Raw genomic sequence first — 14,925 nt, 5'->3', positions numbered from 1 at the left:
TGTTCGTCGCGGCTAGCGCGCCGCCGGGATGCCGCGGATCTTCGCGCCGGCCGGCAGCTGCCGTCGCGCGTCGGCCATCACCGTGTCGCCGGCGGCGACTCCAGCCACGATCTGGACGCGGGTGCCGTCGGCCAGGCCTTCGGTGACCTCGACCGCCGTGACCGTGTCGCCCTGGACCTTCTGGACGATTCGCTTGCCGTTGCTGGTCGTGACGGCTTCCTTAGGCACCAGCACGGCATCGGCGGCGGTCGCCTCGATGATGCGGGCGGAGGCGTACATCCCGGACAGCAGGGCCCGCGAGTCGTTCGGCACACGCACGTCGATCATGAAGTGACGGTTCCGCTCGTCCACTTCGGGGGCAATGGCGGCCAACCGGCCCTGGAAGGTCTGGCCGGGCTTGGCCTGCACCGAGACGTTGGCCTTGAGGCCGACGCGCAGCCGGCCGGCTTCCAGTTCCGAGACGCCGGCTTCGAGCTTCATCTGGCGCATGTCGGCGACCACCACCACCGGCAGATCGCCGGGAATCGCGCCCGCATCGTAGTTGCGCTCCACCACGTAGCCGGTCACCGGCGAGGTGATGGTGGCGTTGCGCTGCACCTCGCGCGCGCGACGCAGCGCCGCCTGGGCCTGGGCGAGGTTGGCGGTGGCCAGGTCGCGCTGGGCGACGGCGGAGCGGTGCGCGGTCTGCGCGCCGTCGAGGCGCTGGCGCGGCAGGGCGCCCCGGTCGAACAGGTTCTTGGCGCGATCGTGCTCGAGCACGGCATTGGCGAGCGCGGCCTCCGCGGTTTCCAGCGCCGCCTGGCCAACGGCGACAGCGGCGACCGCCGAATCGGCCTGCGCGTCAATCTCGCGCCGATCGATGGTGGCAATGGTCTGGCCCATGGTGACGGCGTCGCCGATGTCCACGAGCATGCGCTCGATGGCGCCCGGCAGCTTCGGCTTCACGGCCACGCGGCTGAGCGGCGCGAGCGTGCCCGAGATCTCGAGCGAGGCCTCGACCGTGCCGACGCTGGCCGTGACGGTGGGGACGTCGATCGCGACGACGGCCGGCGCCGTGGTTTCGGGTGCGGCCTGGGCGGTCGTCTCCGGCGCTCCGCAGCCGGCGGCAATCAACGACGACGCCAGCAGGGCGACGGCAGGGAGAATCTTGATCACGACAACACTACGATTCATGACGGGTCGCTCCAGCAGGCACCAGTGCGCCCGCGATTCCTTCTTCAGCACACTTGCAAGACACAAAGGTAGTGTTGACGCCGGCTTGCAGGCCGGCGATGGTGGCGTTGAGTACGTCGCGCGCGAGCGCGTCGTAGTCTTCGCCGGAGGCCAGGCGGTGGCGGATGCCGAGCATGGCCGGACCCAACAGGCCGGCCCACAACATGTGCATCGCCGCATCGGGATTGAGCGTGGCGGGGAAGGCGCCGGCGTCGATGGCCTTCTGGATGGCTGCCACGGCACCGGCCAGCAACTGCTGCAGGAACTCGAAGCCCTCCCATTGCTGTGTGATGCGCGGCACCGATCGGTCCACGAACATCAACAGGAAGTATTCCGGTTGTTCCTTGGAGAACTCGAAGAAGGCCCACCAGCCGGCGCGCACGTTCTCGAGGGCATCGCCGGACGCCATCGCCGCGCGCACCTTGATGTCGAGGCGATAGAAGCCTTCCTTGGCCAGGGCCAGGAAGATGTCGTCCTTGCTCGGGTAATAGCTGTAGATCGCCGCAGGGCTGTACTCGATGCGTTCAGCGATCTTTCGAATCGAGACCCGTTGGTACCCTTCCGCAAGAAAGAGTTCGCGGGCGGCGTCGAGGATGGAGTCGGTAACGGCTTGGCGTTCGCGGTCGCGTCGGTCTTCAATACCCATATTGAACAGTGTTTAGTATTCTAAGGGTGTTAGACGACGGGGGGACAAAGCAAGTTCCAAATTTCACAAGAGACCATGGGATTAATGGTAAAAATGGTGCAAATTGGCTGTTCTATTGGCTTTTCTCGCCGCGTTTACCTATTCGATTGGCGGCGTGGTCTGCCACCAGTTGCCCGACCGCTCGTTCTTTCTCGCCGGACGGCAACTGCCGGTCTGCGCCCGATGCACCGGCCTGTATCTGGGCGTCGCCGCCGGCCTGCTCGCCTGGTTCCTGGTCCGCCGGCTGCGCGCCAGCCGGCCGGTCAACCCGCGGGTCGCGTTGAATGCGTTCGCGATTGCTGTCGTGCCGACGGCCATGTCGTGGGCGACCGGCATCATCGGCGCGTGGGATGGTTCGAACGTGACCCGCGCCGTGCTCGCCGTGCCGCTCGGTGTCACCGCCGGCGCCATCGTCGCGGCGGTCGCGGCAAAAGACCTGAGGTAAACTCGCTGTCGTGCCGCCTGCCGTTGTGTGTGTTGTGTCGTGGCTGGTGCCGGGCGCCGGTCACCTGATGCAAGGACGACGGCAGAAGGGCCTGATCTTCCTGCTCGCCCTGCCCGCCATGTTTGCCATCGGCCTTGCCCTCAACGGGCGCTTGTTCCCGTTTGTGTTCTCCGAACCGCTCGTCGGCCTCGCCGCGCTGGCAAACGTCGGCGTGGGGCTGCCGTACGTGATCGCGACGGTCCTCGAACTGGGCAAGGGCGTCGTCACCGACGCCTCCTATGAATACGGCAACGCGTTTCTGATCGTGTCGGGGCTCCTGAATACCCTGGTGGTGATCGACGCTTACGACGTCCGGCTGGGCCGCAAGTAATGACCAGCCACTTCGGCCTCCTGGTCCTGTTTGCGGCGTTTGTCTCGCTGATCTTTGCGACCATCGCGAAAGAGACGCCCACGGACCAGGTGAAGATGGGCCTCTCGCTGTTTGGCAGCTTCGTCGGCGCGGCCCTCGTGTTGGGATGGCTGATGCGCGCGCTCCCGCTTTGATCCCCCTCTGGACCCCGGTCGCCCTCTACATGGCGGCGATCTTCTACGGCTCGTCCCTGAGTTCGGTGCCCGGGCCCGTCGGCTCGTGGTTTTCAGACACGGTCCTGCACATGACCGGCTACGCCGGCCTGGCCCTGGTGACGCTGCGGGCGGCGGCGGGCGGGCGGTGGTCGGGCGTCACGCGGCGCGCGCTCCTGGCGGCCTGGCTCATCGCCACCGCCTACGGCGTGACCGATGAGTGGCACCAGATGCACGTGCCGGGCCGGACCGCCGAGTTGCGCGATTTGGGCAACGACGCGACCGGGGCGCTGCTCGCCCTCGGCGTGGCAGGGGCGTGGGGTATCATGAAGGCTGCGCCGCGGGCCGATTGACGCCTGCGGACGGGGCTCTCATGACCTTTGACAACCTTCTGCTCGAACGTGACGGCGCGGTCGCCGTCGTAACCCTCAACCGACCCAAAGTCCTCAACGCGCTCAACGGTCAAACCCTCGCCGAACTCGCAACGGTGATGGCGGCCCTCAAGGCCGATGCCGGCGTGCGCGCCGTCATCCTCACCGGTGCGGGCGAGAAGTCGTTTGTGGCCGGCGCCGACATCAACGAGCTGGCGATGCTCTCGCCCGTGCAAGGCAAGGAGCACGCCCGCCACGGCCAACTGATCTTCGATGCGATCGAGCAGCTGGGCAAGCCGGTGATTGCCGCGATCAACGGCTTCGCGCTGGGCGGCGGCTGCGAGCTGGCCATGGCGTGCACGATGCGCCTGGCGGCCGACACCGCGCGCTTCGGCCAGCCCGAAGTGAACCTCGGGCTGCTCCCTGGCTACGCCGGCAGCCAGCGGCTGCCGCGCCTGGTGGGCAAGGGCGTGGCCCTCGAGATCCTGCTGACCGGCGACCTGGTCTCGGCACAGCGTGCCTACGAGATTGGTTTGGTCAATCGCGTGGTGCCGGCGGCCGAGTTGATGGCCGAGGCGAACAAGCTGGCGCAGGCGCTCGCCGCGAAGGCGCCGATCGCCGTCCAGTACATTCTCGAGGCGGTGAACCAGGGAGCGGAGATGCCCTTCGCCGCCGCGGAGTACCTGGAAACCACGCTGTTCGGCACCATCGCGTCGTCCGCAGACATGCGCGAAGGCACCAAGGCCTTTCTCGAGAAGCGCCGCGCCGTTTGGCAAGGCAAGTAATGCGTATTGCCATTGTCGTCGCCCGTTTCAACGACTTCATCACCGAGCGGTTGCTCGAGGGGGCGACGGCGGCGCTTGCCGACGCGGGTGTGAGCGGCGCGGCGATCGAGGTCGTGCGGGTGCCGGGCGCGTTCGAGATTCCGATGGCCGCGCAGCGGATCGCGGAGACCGGACAGGTGGCGGCGGTGATCTGCCTCGGGTGCCTGATTCGCGGCGAGACACCGCACTTCGAGTACATCGCCTCGGCGTGCGCGCATGGCATTACCGCGGCGGCCGCGAGCACGGGCGTGCCGATGTCGTTCGGCGTGCTGACCACCAACTCGGCGGAAGAAGCGCTTGAACGCGTGGCGCCAGGTCCGGCCCACAAGGGGCGCGAGGCCGCGGCCGCGGCGCTCGACATGGCGCGGCTGTTCGCGCGGCTCGGGGATGGCCGGCTGTGAGCAGTGAAGCACCTGACACCGGCTCGCGCTGGACGGGCCGGCATAACGCCCGCGCCGCGGCGCTGCAGGCCCTGTACGAATGCGAAATCGGCGGCCTCACGCCTCAGCAGGCGCTCGGCGTGTTGCATCACGCCGGCCCGCCGGACGTGACCGATCCGGGTGAAGACCAGCACGCGTTCGTCATCGCCCTGGTCAAGGGCGCGCTGGCCAAGCGAGACGTACTCGACGAACGCATCGGCGACGCCGCCAAGAACTGGCGCGTGGAGCGCATGGCGGTACTCGACCGCCTGGTCATGCGCCTGGCCGTCGAGGAGATGATGACCCATCGCGAGAGCCCGCCGCGCGTGGTGATCAGCGAGGCGATCGAGCTCGCCCGCGCCTACAGCGGGGACGAAGCGGCCAAGTTCGTGAACGGCGTCCTCGACGGCGTGTATCGCAAGTTGAAGGACGAAGGACTCGTTAATGAGTAGTGAAGTTGTCCAGACCGAGCAGCGGAAGGCCAATCTCGAGGCGATTACCCGCCTCGGCTTTGCCGCCTACCCGAACAAGTGCGACACCACGCACACGGTGAGCGACCTGGTCGAGGCCTACAGCCGGAAGACCGTCGACGAGCTCGAGAACCCCAGGGTGCACACGATCGCCGCCGGGCGCATTGTCAGCATCCGGAGCTTTGGCAAGGCCAGCTTCCTGGTGCTGTCGGACGGCCGCTCGCGCCTGCAGGTCTACCTGCGCCAGGACGCGCTCAGCGAGCGCGACTACCAGTTGTCGAAGCTGCTCGACATTGGCGACCAGGTCGGCGTGAGCGGACACCTGTTCCGCACCAAGACCAACGAGTTGTCGATCTGGGCCGCGCGGCTGGACTTCCTGGCCAAGTGCTTCCTGCCGCTGCCGGAGAAGTGGCACGGCCTGCAGGACGTGGAAACCCGCTACCGCCAGCGCTACCTCGACCTCATCGTCAATCCGGACGTGCGGCGGGTGTTCGAGATCCGCACGCGCACGGTGTCGGCGGTTCGCGACTTCCTCACGGCGAGCGGCTTCCTCGAGGTGGAAACGCCGATGATGCAGCCGATCGCGGGTGGTGCCCTCGCGCGCCCGTTCGTGACGCATCACAACACCCTCGACATGAAGCTCTACCTGCGCATCGCGCCGGAGCTGTACTTGAAGCGCCTGACGGTGGGTGGTGTCGAGCGGGTGTTCGAGATCAACCGCAACTTCCGCAACGAAGGCATCTCGACCCAGCACAACCCCGAGTTCACGATGCTCGAGTTCTACTGGGCGTACGTGGACTACCAGCGGCTGATGACCTTCACCGAGGAGCTGCTGGCAACCGTGGCCCAGCAGGTCATCGGGACGACGCGGTTCCCGTTCGGCGATCACGAGATCAACTTCGCCGCGCCGTTCCGGCGGCTGTCGCTGCGGGATGCGGCCGCGCAGAAGGCGGGCGAACGGCTCGGGACCACCGTCCTGGTCGAGGAACTTCGCCACCTGGATTCGGCCCGGCAGATTGCCTCCCGCCTCGGTGTGGATGCGCCCAAGGGCGCCGGCGCCGGCAAGATTGCCAGCAACATCTTCGAAGCGCTGTGGGAGAAGGACCTCATTCAGCCGACCTTCGTCCACGATTTCCCGACTGAAGTGTCACCGCTGTCGAAGCAGCGGCCCGACGATGCGGACACGGTGGAGCGGTTCGAGTTGTACGTCGGCGGCTTCGAAGTGGCCAATGCCTTCAGCGAGCTGAACGACCCGGTCGAGCAGCGGCGCCGCTTCGAGGCCCAGCTCGGCGACCGCGCCGCCGGCGACCAGGAAGCGCACGCCATGGACGAAGACTACGTGCGCGCGCTCGAATACGGCATGCCGCCGGCCGGCGGGGAAGGCATCGGCATCGACCGCCTGGTGATGCTGCTGTCGAACTCGCAGTCGATCCGCGACGTCATCCTGTTCCCGCTGATGCGGCCGCGGGCCGACGAGTAGCCATGCCCTTCGAACTCCAGGTCGCGCTGCGCTACTTGTTGGCCAAGCGCCGCCAGGTGTTCATCTCCGTCATTTCACTGGTCTCGACCGCCGGCGTGATGGTCGGGGTCATGGCGCTGGTCATCGCGCTGGCGCTGATGACCGGCCTCCAGCAGGAACTGCAGTCCCGCATCCTCGGCTCGTCCGCGCACGTCTTCGTGTGGAAGCCGGCCGGCATCACCGACTACCACGCGGAAGTGGCGAAGCTCCGGGCCGTGCCCGGCGTGATCGGCGCGGCGCCGGCGGTGGAAGCCAAGGCGATGATCACCAGCACCAAGGGCGAGGGCTTCGTGCAGATCAAGGGCATCGACCCGGCGCTCGAGCCCGGCGTGACCGACATCGGCCGCGTCCTGACCGACGGCTCGCTCGATCAGCTGACGCCGGCCTCGGCGGATGAGTTCCCCGGCATCGTGCTGGGCAAGGACCTCGCCGGCTCGATTGGCGCGATGGTCGGCGACACCGTGACGCTGCTGACGCCCAACGGCACGCTGTCGCCGATGGGCGTGATGCCGCGGCAGCGCCGCTTCAAGGTGGTGGGCACCTTCCGCCTCGGCCTCTATGAGGTGGACAACGGCACCGGCCTCGTCTCGCTCGACACGGCGATGCGGCTGTCCGGCACCGATCACGTCGATCGCATCGAGCTCAAGGTGGCCGACGTCTACGACGCGCCGCGGATCGCCGACGACATCGCCGTTGACTTCGGCACCGAGTACGTCACCTCCGACTGGGGCGACCTCAACCAGCAGCTCTATTCGGCGCTCCTGCTCGAGAAGATCGGCATGGGCATCGGCATCGGCCTGATCGTGATGGTGGCGGCGCTGAACATCGTCGCCTCGCTGATCCTGCTGGTCATGGAGAAGACCCGCGACATCGCCATCCTGAAGACGATGGGGGCGTCGGCCCGGAGCATCACGCTGATTTTCCTGCTGCAGGGCACGATCATCGGCGTGCTCGGCACCATTGTCGGCGCCACGCTGGGCACGGCGGCGGCCTACGTGCTCGATCGCTACCGTCTGATTACCATTCCCAGCGACGTCTACCAGGTGAGTTACCTGCCGTTCAAGCTGTTGCCGTGGGATCTGGCCATGGTGGTGATAGCGGCGATCCTGGTCTGTTTCGCGGCCACGCTATACCCGTCACGACAGGCGGCGCGCCTCGATCCGGCGCAGGCTCTTCGCTATGAGTAGGGCTCGCGCCTTCGGCGCTCGTGGGGCTCGCGCTTCGCGCTCGTAGGGATTATGGCGTTCATCACTGTGTCGGAGTTGAACAAGTATTACAGCGTGGCGGGGAACCGGCTCCATGTCCTGCGCGATCTCGACCTCTCGGTCGAGAAGGGCGAGATGGTGGCCATCATGGGCGCCTCCGGGGTCGGCAAGAGCACGCTCCTGCACGTGATGGGCGGGCTCGACACCATCGACGGCGGCACGGTGCGGGTGGGCGAGCACGACATCACCGGCATGAGCGATGAGGCGCGCGTGGCGTTCCGGAACCGGCACATCGGCTTCGTGTTCCAGTTCCATCACCTGCTGCCGGAGTTCACGGCCCTCGAGAACGCGATGATGCCGATGCGCATCGCGCGGCTGTCGGTGGGGGCGGCGCGGCCGCGCGCCGAGGCGCTGTTGCGCCGCGTCGGGCTCGGCGAACGCCTCGATCATCGGCCCGGCATGCTGTCCGGCGGCGAGCAGCAGCGCGTCGCCGTGTCGCGGGCGCTGGTGATGCAGCCGTCGCTGCTGCTGGCCGACGAGCCGACCGGCGACCTGGACGAAGCCACGGCCGATTCGCTGCACGAGCTGCTGCGCGCCATGCACGCCGAGTTCGGCCTCACCGCCGTCATCGCCACGCACAACCCGCGCCTGGCGGCGCGGTGCGACCGCACCCTTCGCCTCGAGGGCGGCCGCCTGACCCCGGCATGAAAAGGCGTCGCGGGTTGAGTCTCGGTTAACGGACCTTTCCGACTACGGCAGCGATGACGCCGCCCGCGATCGCGCCGGGCACGAGCTCGAGCAGTGGGTCGAGGACGGCGCTCGTCAGGTTTCCGACGTTGCTGATGCCGTAGAACATCAAGTCCGCCGTGAGCCAGAGGAGGAAGCCGGCGAGCGCGCCGATCCGGATTCCTGCGCCGATGTTCACGGCGCCGGCCCGCGTCCCGATCGCGAGGGTGACAAGCGCGCTGTATGAGAGGGCCCCCAGGGCCACCGCCCAGAGCAACGGCGAATCCCGCTGCACGCCCGTTGCCGACCCGGAGGTCATGGCGTCGGCGTAGAACTCTCGGAAGGGTGGCATCGCGAAAATCAGGTAGCCGGTCGCGAGCACGGCGATGCCGCCGGCAAGGGTGCCAATCACGAATCGCTTTGCGTCCATCTGGCCCTCCTGTGTTGTCCTAACGGACCCGGCGCAGCGTCTCCACTTCAATCGCCGCGAGCAGCGCCATGGCGCCGCCGCGATCGTCGGCGCCGTTCACGACAGGTCTGTTCAGGTAGTACTCCTTCGTCGGCCCGGCACCCGTGCCCGAACACACGTCGCGCACGCTGCCGTCGTCCATCACCCGTGCCGCCACCGCCTTCCATCCGCGATCGATGATCGGCCGATACGTGGCGCGATCGATCCAGCCGCGGGCGACGCCACGTGACATGGCCGCCACGATCATCGCCGTGGCCGTGAGCTCGCGATAGCTCGCCGGTTCATCGATCACCTGGCGCCAACTGCCGTCATCGGACTGGTGCTTGACCAGCGCCGTGACGTGCCTGCGGTAGATGTCGAGGACCATCGCCCGGTTCGGCCACGACTCCGGCAGGTGGGTGAGCGCCTCGGTCAGGCCGAGCAGCGCAAAGCCGTTGCCGCGGCCCCATGGGTGCGGCCCGTTTGGGGCGTGATTGAAGAGGCCGTCGGGCCGTTGCAGCTTGTTCGAGTAGGTCGTCAGCATGACGCGCACCAACTCGCCGTATGTGCCGCTGTCGGCGCGCAACAACACCGAACTCAACATGAACATGTCGTCGGTCCAGTGCGTCGAGAAGCGAAAGCCTTCGTCGGGCGCCTCTGAGACGATGAAGGCCGCTGCTTTCCGGGCCAGGGCTCCGGCCGCGGCGTTGCCGTCCAGCGTGGCGGCGTCCGCAAAGGCCAGGTGCCCGGCCAGGCTCGTCAGGCGGTGCGGTTCGGCAATCGCCGGAGCCTGGCCGGAGAGGAACGCCGCCATCTGTGCCCGCGGTTTGTCGCGCCATTTCTCTTCGCCGGTCAGGGCGGCCAGCCGGAACGACCCGGACCAGGAGAGCGCCGGGATGTAGCTCATGATGGGGTCGGCTGGATAGCGCGCGGCCAGCACCTGGGCCACCTCCAGCGGCGGCCGGTCCGTCATGGGTTGGGCGGTTTGGCGGGCAAATCCGGCCCCAGACGCCGCCAGGAGCACCATCACCGCCACGGCCGTGGTTGCCGAGAATCTCATGCGCATCGCCTCGCTGTCGGGCATCCTACACCCGCCAGTAAGCACCGGGGCGAGTCGCCACGTATAGACACCATACCGTCGAGTTCTCCGGCGCCTGCGGATCGAGGCACCGAGGACTCGCTGAAGGAGACAGGAATGATTCGCAAGACCGTTCTATTTTTCGCGGCGTGCGCCATTGCGTTGACCATGCCGTCGCTGGCGGCTGCCCAGGGCAAAGCGTCGGCTCTCGACACCGCCAAGGCCAAGGCGTTCGTCGGCGAGTGGGTGCTGACCATTGAAGGGCGTCGCGGGCCCCAGGAACGTCCGCTGAGCATCACCGACGTGGGCGGCAAGGTGGCGGCGGAACTGGGCGGCGGCCGCGGCGGTCCGGTGAGCATCACCGACATCACCATGCCGGGCGCCGACCTCGTGCTGAAGTGGAACCAGGAAGGCCCGCAGGGCGCCATCGACGTGGTGATGACCGTCACCTTGAAGGACGGCGCGCTGGTCGTAAAGCAGGACATGGCCGGCGGCCAGTTCAGCCAGACCGGCACCGGCAAGAAGAAAGGCTAAGGCTGCGGCGCGTACCAGCGCCGCAGTTGCGCTTCGAGTTCGGCGGACGCTACGAACAGGTCCGCCGGATATTTCCGGTACTTCAGCATCGCCTGGAAGATCAGGTAGCGCTCGTCAACATTGGCCGCCAGGCCGGCCAGGTATTGCAGCCGCAAGTGTCGCTCGCGATTGATCTCGGCGCCCGCCAGCCACGGCGCGAGGTCTTCGCGTCGCCCCGCGTAGGTTCCCAGGATGGCGGCGGCTGATTTCAGCGTCACATCCGCCAGTGACTTCCGCACTACCGCGCTCGCGGCGAGACGTGCGTCGATCGCCGCCTCGCTGATCGGCGCGGGTGCCACGCGTCCGAGCGCCACCAGGTCGTAGCCTTCTTCCAGCATGTCGGGATTCCACAGTGTCGTGTCAGGGAAGACCTGCGCGAAGGTGGCGATCTCGCTCTTCACGGACCGCTCGTCCGTTTCATACAGCGGAATCCACTGCGTGACGACGCCCCCGGGGTTGAGGTGCGCGCGCGCCAATTGCAGGTACTCGAGCGAGTAGAGGGTGGCCGCACCGCGGACCCACGGATGAATCGGATCCGAGGTGATGATGTCGAAGCGCTCCCGCGTCGTCTGCAGGAAATGCCGCGCGTCATCGAAGATCAACTCGACGCGCGGGTCGTCGAAGACGTGATGGTTCTCCTCCCCGAAATACAGCCGGGCGCTCTGCGGCACCATCGGCTCAATCTCGCAGATGACGATGCGCTCGACTTCGGGGTGAATGGAGAGCGCGCCGGCGGTGACGCCGGCCCCGACACCGACGATCAGAATCGAGCGCGGGCGCGGGTGGATCAGGGCCGGCACATGCCCGAGCATCCGCTCGAGCCGCATGTCCACGTCGAGGTCCGAGGCCTCGACCTTGCCCGCAATGTGGAACTGGCGCGTGCCGCCGACGCCCTCCGTGACCGCCACTGAAGCGGTGGCGCCTTCCGCGAGATAGAGAAAGCGCTTGATCGACGCCCACGAGTTCACCGATCGGCCGTACGCGATCAGCCGGCCGGGCACCGGCGGGACGATGGCGAAGGCGGCCGTGGCAATGATCAAGGCCACGGCCATGGTCAGCAGCCGCGGGCGAGCCGTGGCCCTCCAGAGGAGGGCCGCGCCGGCGGCGGCCGACACCAGGACCAGGAACTGTTGCGCGCCCTGGCTGCCGAGGTACGGAATGCCCACGAGTGTCAGCGCCAGCGTGCCCGCGAGGGCGCCGGCCGTGTTGATGGCGTTGACGCGGGCGACGTGCCGCCCGAAGCCGGAGCCTCCCTGTCCCGCGCGGAGTCGAGGGGCCGCGGCGAGAGTGAGCGGAAAGCTCGCGCCCCACAACAGCGTGGCCGGCAGCAACGCCGCCGCGCACCGGAGCGCGTCGAACGTGAATGCGTACGACGGTGTCGATCGCACCCAGGGAAGAAACTCCCGCGTCGGTTGCCACAACGGCAACGCGTGCACGATCATCCAGGCGCCGAAGCCAATCGCCGCGGCGAGCAGGACCTGGATGCGGCCCAGCATGCCGACCGGGTCCCGGGTGCGTCGCGCGATTACCGATCCGCCGAAGCTGCCCGCACCCAGGCCGGCCAGAAACACGGCGAGGATCAGCGAGAACGTGTAGACGCTGGCGCCGAAGAGCAGCGAGAGTTGCCGCGTCCACACCACTTCGGCGCCGAGCGCCGTCAGGCCCGACAGCGCGGCGACCAGGTAGATTGGCGCCGCGTGCAGGTGGACCCGCGATGTGGCGTCCGGCCCTTCGGATGTGGCGTCCGGCTTCTTGACCACCGTAGCCTTGGCGAAGGTGGATAGCTGGACCATGGTCTCGGTAGCCGAAGCCGCCGGGTCTGGCCGGGGCTGGTAGGCGTGGCGCGCGGACATCCGCCAGGCCACGACGGCCACGACGGCGTTGATGGCGACCGCCACCGCGCCGGCAATCACGGTGTCGTAGACCCGCAGCAGGTAGAAGCCCGCGAGCACGGTGCCGACGGCGCCGCCCGCGATGTTGGCCGTGTACAGCAGGCCGGTTTCCGCAGCGCCCTCACGCGCGGACGCCAGCCAGCGCGAAATCGCCGGCAGCGTCGCGCCCATCAGCATGGTCGGCGGCGTGAGAATCAGCGCGCACACCAGCGCCCTGAGCAGGACGCTCCCGTAGCCGTAGCCGACGATGGCCACGTACGCCTGCTGAACGAACGGGAGCGCCAGCGGAATCAGGATCCCCAGCACGCCGATGCCCGCTTCGAGCGCCGCGACCACGCGCAAGGGGTGGGCCGTCGCCGGCACCAACCGTGGCAGCCAGGCGCTGCCGAGCGCCATGCCGCCCATGAAGCTGCACAGCAGCACCGCCACCGAGATGGAGGAGGCGCCGACCACCAGTTGGACGAGGTGAAACCAGACCGTTTCGTAGATCAGCGCGGCGCATCCGCTCAGGGCGAACAGGATGAGGAGCCAGGTCCGATCCCAGCCCCGATATGAAAACTCGCGCGACGCACTCACTCGGTGGCATCCTACACCGCGCATGGGGTCCATCGGTGAGGCGTCCGGCTTCGACGTGATCGTGATCGGGCTTGGCGGCATGGGCAGCGCCGCGGCCGCCCATGCGGCGTCTCGCGGCCAGCGCGTGCTCGGCATCGAGCAGTTTCAGCCCGCGCACGCGAACGGGTCGAGCCACGGCCGCTCGCGCGTGATCAGGCTGGCTTACTTCGAGGATCCCGCCTACGTGCCGCTGCTGCGCCGCGCCTACGAGTTGTGGCGGCGTCTCGAGACCGACACCGGGCGGCGGCTCCTGCAGATCACCGGCGGGCTGATGATTGGCGCGCCCGACAGCGACGTGGTCAGCGGCAGCCTCCGCAGCGCCCGCGAGCACGACCTCGCTCACGAAATGCTCGACGCCGCGGAAATCCACCGCCGGTTCCCGCCCTTCACGCCCCGTCAAGGAACTGTCGCTTTCTACGAAAAGGAAGCAGGTTCACTTTTCCCGGAAGAAGCGATTCGGGCCCATTTGGATGTCGCGGTCGATAACGGCGCGCACCTGCATTTCGACGAGCCGGTCACAGACTGGCGCATCACGTCGTCGGAGACGGTCGAAGTCACGACCACTCGATCGAAGTACGAGGCCGGGCGGCTCATCCTGGCGCCCGGCTCGTGGGCGTCTCAGCTCTTGAAGCTGGATTGGCTGCCGCTCGAAGTCGAGCCGCAAGTGCTGTATTGGTTCGATCCTTCGGGCGGGGCGGCGCCGTATGCCGCGGATCGCTTCCCGATCTACATCTGGGACCTCGGTGAGGGGGGGCAGTTCTATGGCTTTCCGGCGGAGGAGGATGGCCGCGTCAAGGTGGCATTCTTCAGGACCAGGAACGGTGACGAGCCCTCGATGCGGGCCGCGCTGGCGCCGTGCCTGCCGTCGCTCGCGTCCGGAGCGCTCGTCGAGACCGCCTCCTGCAAGTACACGCTCACGCCCGATCATCATTTCGTGATCGGCCTCCATCCGGATCACGAGCAGGTGGTCATTGCCTCGCCGTGCTCGGGTCACGGCTACAAGTTCGCGAGCGTGATTGGCGAGATTCTCGCCGACCTGGCCACCGGCGGGGCAACACGCCACGCCATCGCATTGTTCGATCCACGACGATTCCGGTGAAGGCTATGATGCGGCATGCGCGCATCATTGGTGTCCCTCGTCTTGTTGGTGTCGATGGCGGCCTGTGCGCCGAAGCAGGCGCCGGTCGCCACTGGGCCCGCCCCGCCGCCCGCCGCGGCAACCGCGACGCCCGCCGCTCCCGACAGCGTCCGCTGGGTTCGTGAGTCCGCCGAGTACCGCGCCGCCCTCTACCAGGTGTACCGGCTCGCGACCGCGCGCGTGGAACAGGCGGCCGCGGCGCGGCCGCCAGGGAGCTGGGCCGTGGTCCTCGATGCCGACGAAACCGTGATTGACAACTCGACCTATCAGCTCGAGCGGGCCCGTCTCGGTCTCGGCTTCACGGCGCCGAGCTGGAATGCGTGGGTGAAGCGCCGCGAGGCGACGCCGCTGCCGGGGGCCGCGGCGTTCCTGTCGCGCGTGAAAGCACTCGGCGGGCGCATTGCCATCGTCACCAACCGGCTGCAATCCGAGTGCGAAGACACGCAGGCCGTGTTCACCGCGCATGCGCTGGTGTTCGACGCGATGCTGTGCCGCGAGGACGGCACGCCGTCCGACAAGAACCCCCGCTTCGACGCGGTGGCCGCCGGCCGATCGCCGGCCAGCAGCGCGCCGACCGACATCGTCGCGTTCGTCGGCGACAACATTCTCGACTTCCCGCGGCTCGCGCAATCGAGCAAGGCGCAAGGGGCGCCGGCGTTCACCGATTTCGGCGTCAGGTATTTCCTCGTCCCGAACCCCATGTATGGGAGCTGGCAATAACGTGTCTCGTCACCGTTGCACAGC

The 14,925-nt window shown here is 67.8% G+C and carries 18 protein-coding genes; 13 read left to right on the top strand and 5 right to left on the bottom strand.

Translation table 11 applies throughout. The features are described 5' to 3' along the window. Positions 1–12 precede the first annotated feature (12 nt). Both WC815_11755 and WC815_11750 read right to left on the bottom strand, forming a co-directional pair. On the bottom strand, positions 13–1,173 hold the full coding sequence (locus tag WC815_11755) for an efflux RND transporter periplasmic adaptor subunit (GenBank protein MFA5909445.1): 1,161 nt from the start codon (positions 1,171–1,173) through the stop codon (positions 13–15). Next, positions 1,163–1,858: a TetR/AcrR family transcriptional regulator gene (locus WC815_11750; GenBank protein MFA5909444.1), complete on the bottom strand. Its 696-nt coding sequence runs from the start codon at positions 1,856–1,858 to the stop codon at positions 1,163–1,165. The genes WC815_11755 and WC815_11750 overlap by 11 nt, the downstream gene beginning before the upstream one ends. Positions 1,859–1,973: 115 nt before the next feature. Here WC815_11750 and WC815_11745 point away from each other — a divergent pair, with 115 nt between their 5' ends. Genes WC815_11745 through WC815_11700 form a run of 10 tightly spaced genes read left to right on the top strand, consistent with a single transcriptional unit; the run spans position 1,974 to position 8,419 of the window. Beyond that, complete coding sequence (locus tag WC815_11745; GenBank protein MFA5909443.1) at positions 1,974–2,342, top strand: DUF2085 domain-containing protein; 369 nt, start codon at positions 1,974–1,976, stop codon at positions 2,340–2,342. A gap of 10 nt (positions 2,343–2,352) precedes the next feature. Continuing rightward, positions 2,353–2,712 carry a DUF6677 family protein gene (locus tag WC815_11740; protein ID MFA5909442.1) on the top strand — a complete coding sequence of 120 codons (360 nt, stop codon included), beginning with the start codon at positions 2,353–2,355 and terminating at the stop codon, positions 2,710–2,712. Continuing rightward, entirely contained in the window at positions 2,712–2,885 is a 174-nt protein-coding gene (locus WC815_11735; protein MFA5909441.1) for a hypothetical protein, read from the top strand. The genes WC815_11740 and WC815_11735 overlap by 1 nt, the downstream gene beginning before the upstream one ends. Beyond that, positions 2,882–3,256 (top strand): VanZ family protein, encoded by a 375-nt coding sequence (locus tag WC815_11730; GenBank protein MFA5909440.1) that lies wholly within the window; start codon positions 2,882–2,884, stop codon positions 3,254–3,256. The genes WC815_11735 and WC815_11730 overlap by 4 nt, the downstream gene beginning before the upstream one ends. 20 nt (positions 3,257–3,276) lie before the next feature. After that, on the top strand, positions 3,277–4,059 hold the full coding sequence (locus WC815_11725) for an enoyl-CoA hydratase-related protein (protein MFA5909439.1): 783 nt from the start codon (positions 3,277–3,279) through the stop codon (positions 4,057–4,059). Continuing rightward, positions 4,059–4,499, top strand: coding sequence for a 6,7-dimethyl-8-ribityllumazine synthase (ribH, locus tag WC815_11720; GenBank protein MFA5909438.1), 441 nt, complete (start codon positions 4,059–4,061; stop codon positions 4,497–4,499). Before WC815_11725 ends, ribH begins: the two co-directional genes overlap by 1 nt. Continuing rightward, complete coding sequence (nusB, locus tag WC815_11715) at positions 4,496–4,969, top strand: transcription antitermination factor NusB (protein ID MFA5909437.1); 474 nt, start codon at positions 4,496–4,498, stop codon at positions 4,967–4,969. The genes ribH and nusB overlap by 4 nt, the downstream gene beginning before the upstream one ends. Further along, positions 4,962–6,467, top strand: a complete 1,506-nt coding sequence (gene lysS / locus WC815_11710) for a lysine--tRNA ligase (GenBank protein MFA5909436.1) — start codon at positions 4,962–4,964, stop codon at positions 6,465–6,467. Before nusB ends, lysS begins: the two co-directional genes overlap by 8 nt. Before the next feature lie 2 nt (positions 6,468–6,469). Beyond that, positions 6,470–7,693: a lipoprotein-releasing ABC transporter permease subunit gene (locus WC815_11705; GenBank protein MFA5909435.1), complete on the top strand. Its 1,224-nt coding sequence runs from the start codon at positions 6,470–6,472 to the stop codon at positions 7,691–7,693. Between the two features lie 51 nt (positions 7,694–7,744). After that, positions 7,745–8,419 carry an ABC transporter ATP-binding protein gene (locus tag WC815_11700; GenBank protein ID MFA5909434.1) on the top strand — a complete coding sequence of 225 codons (675 nt, stop codon included), beginning with the start codon at positions 7,745–7,747 and terminating at the stop codon, positions 8,417–8,419. Between the two features lie 25 nt (positions 8,420–8,444). Here WC815_11700 and WC815_11695 read toward each other — a convergent pair whose 3' ends face one another. Next, positions 8,445–8,867, bottom strand: coding sequence for a hypothetical protein (locus tag WC815_11695; GenBank protein ID MFA5909433.1), 423 nt, complete (start codon positions 8,865–8,867; stop codon positions 8,445–8,447). A gap of 19 nt (positions 8,868–8,886) precedes the next feature. Then, positions 8,887–9,945, bottom strand: a complete 1,059-nt coding sequence (locus WC815_11690) for a glycoside hydrolase family 88 protein (GenBank protein MFA5909432.1) — start codon at positions 9,943–9,945, stop codon at positions 8,887–8,889. 135 nt (positions 9,946–10,080) lie between these two features. On the opposite strand from WC815_11690, the gene WC815_11685 reads away from it, so the two are divergent. Next, positions 10,081–10,497 carry a hypothetical protein gene (locus WC815_11685; protein ID MFA5909431.1) on the top strand — a complete coding sequence of 139 codons (417 nt, stop codon included), beginning with the start codon at positions 10,081–10,083 and terminating at the stop codon, positions 10,495–10,497. On the opposite strand, the gene WC815_11680 is transcribed toward WC815_11685, so the two are convergent. Next, positions 10,494–13,004, bottom strand: coding sequence for a fused MFS/spermidine synthase (locus WC815_11680; protein MFA5909430.1), 2,511 nt, complete (start codon positions 13,002–13,004; stop codon positions 10,494–10,496). The two genes, WC815_11685 and WC815_11680, sit on opposite strands and share 4 nt — an antisense overlap. A gap of 22 nt (positions 13,005–13,026) precedes the next feature. On the opposite strand from WC815_11680, the gene solA reads away from it, so the two are divergent. Further along, positions 13,027–14,142: an N-methyl-L-tryptophan oxidase gene (gene solA, locus WC815_11675; GenBank protein MFA5909429.1), complete on the top strand. Its 1,116-nt coding sequence runs from the start codon at positions 13,027–13,029 to the stop codon at positions 14,140–14,142. 15 nt (positions 14,143–14,157) lie between these two features. Next, positions 14,158–14,901 (top strand): HAD family acid phosphatase, encoded by a 744-nt coding sequence (locus tag WC815_11670; protein ID MFA5909428.1) that lies wholly within the window; start codon positions 14,158–14,160, stop codon positions 14,899–14,901. The last annotated feature ends 24 nt before the right edge of the window (positions 14,902–14,925 follow it).

The sequence above is a fragment of the Vicinamibacterales bacterium genome (genome assembly GCA_041659285.1).
Classification (GTDB): domain Bacteria; phylum Acidobacteriota; class Vicinamibacteria; order Vicinamibacterales; family UBA2999; genus 12-FULL-67-14b.
Note: the sequence above shows the minus strand (reverse complement) of the source record. Positions and strands in the feature narration are given on the sequence as shown.

Excerpts from the sequence above, each read along its gene's own strand:
- WC815_11700 (MFA5909434.1), top strand. The coding sequence starts at position 7,745 with ATGGCGTTCATCACTGTGTCGGAGTTGAACAAGTATTACAGCGTGGCG.
- ribH (MFA5909438.1), top strand. The coding sequence starts at position 4,059 with ATGCGTATTGCCATTGTCGTCGCCCGTTTCAACGACTTCATCACCGAG.
- WC815_11725 (MFA5909439.1), top strand. The coding sequence starts at position 3,277 with ATGACCTTTGACAACCTTCTGCTCGAACGTGACGGCGCGGTCGCCGTC.
- WC815_11705 (MFA5909435.1), top strand. The coding sequence starts at position 6,470 with ATGCCCTTCGAACTCCAGGTCGCGCTGCGCTACTTGTTGGCCAAGCGC.
- lysS (MFA5909436.1), top strand. The coding sequence starts at position 4,962 with ATGAGTAGTGAAGTTGTCCAGACCGAGCAGCGGAAGGCCAATCTCGAG.
- WC815_11685 (MFA5909431.1), top strand. The coding sequence starts at position 10,081 with ATGATTCGCAAGACCGTTCTATTTTTCGCGGCGTGCGCCATTGCGTTG.
- WC815_11670 (MFA5909428.1), top strand. The coding sequence starts at position 14,158 with ATGCGCGCATCATTGGTGTCCCTCGTCTTGTTGGTGTCGATGGCGGCC.
- WC815_11735 (MFA5909441.1), top strand. The coding sequence starts at position 2,712 with ATGACCAGCCACTTCGGCCTCCTGGTCCTGTTTGCGGCGTTTGTCTCG.
- WC815_11695 (MFA5909433.1), bottom strand. The coding sequence starts at position 8,867 with ATGGACGCAAAGCGATTCGTGATTGGCACCCTTGCCGGCGGCATCGCC.
- solA (MFA5909429.1), top strand. The coding sequence starts at position 13,027 with ATGGGGTCCATCGGTGAGGCGTCCGGCTTCGACGTGATCGTGATCGGG.
- WC815_11690 (MFA5909432.1), bottom strand. The coding sequence starts at position 9,945 with ATGAGATTCTCGGCAACCACGGCCGTGGCGGTGATGGTGCTCCTGGCG.
- WC815_11750 (MFA5909444.1), bottom strand. The coding sequence starts at position 1,858 with ATGGGTATTGAAGACCGACGCGACCGCGAACGCCAAGCCGTTACCGAC.
- WC815_11755 (MFA5909445.1), bottom strand. The coding sequence starts at position 1,173 with ATGAATCGTAGTGTTGTCGTGATCAAGATTCTCCCTGCCGTCGCCCTG.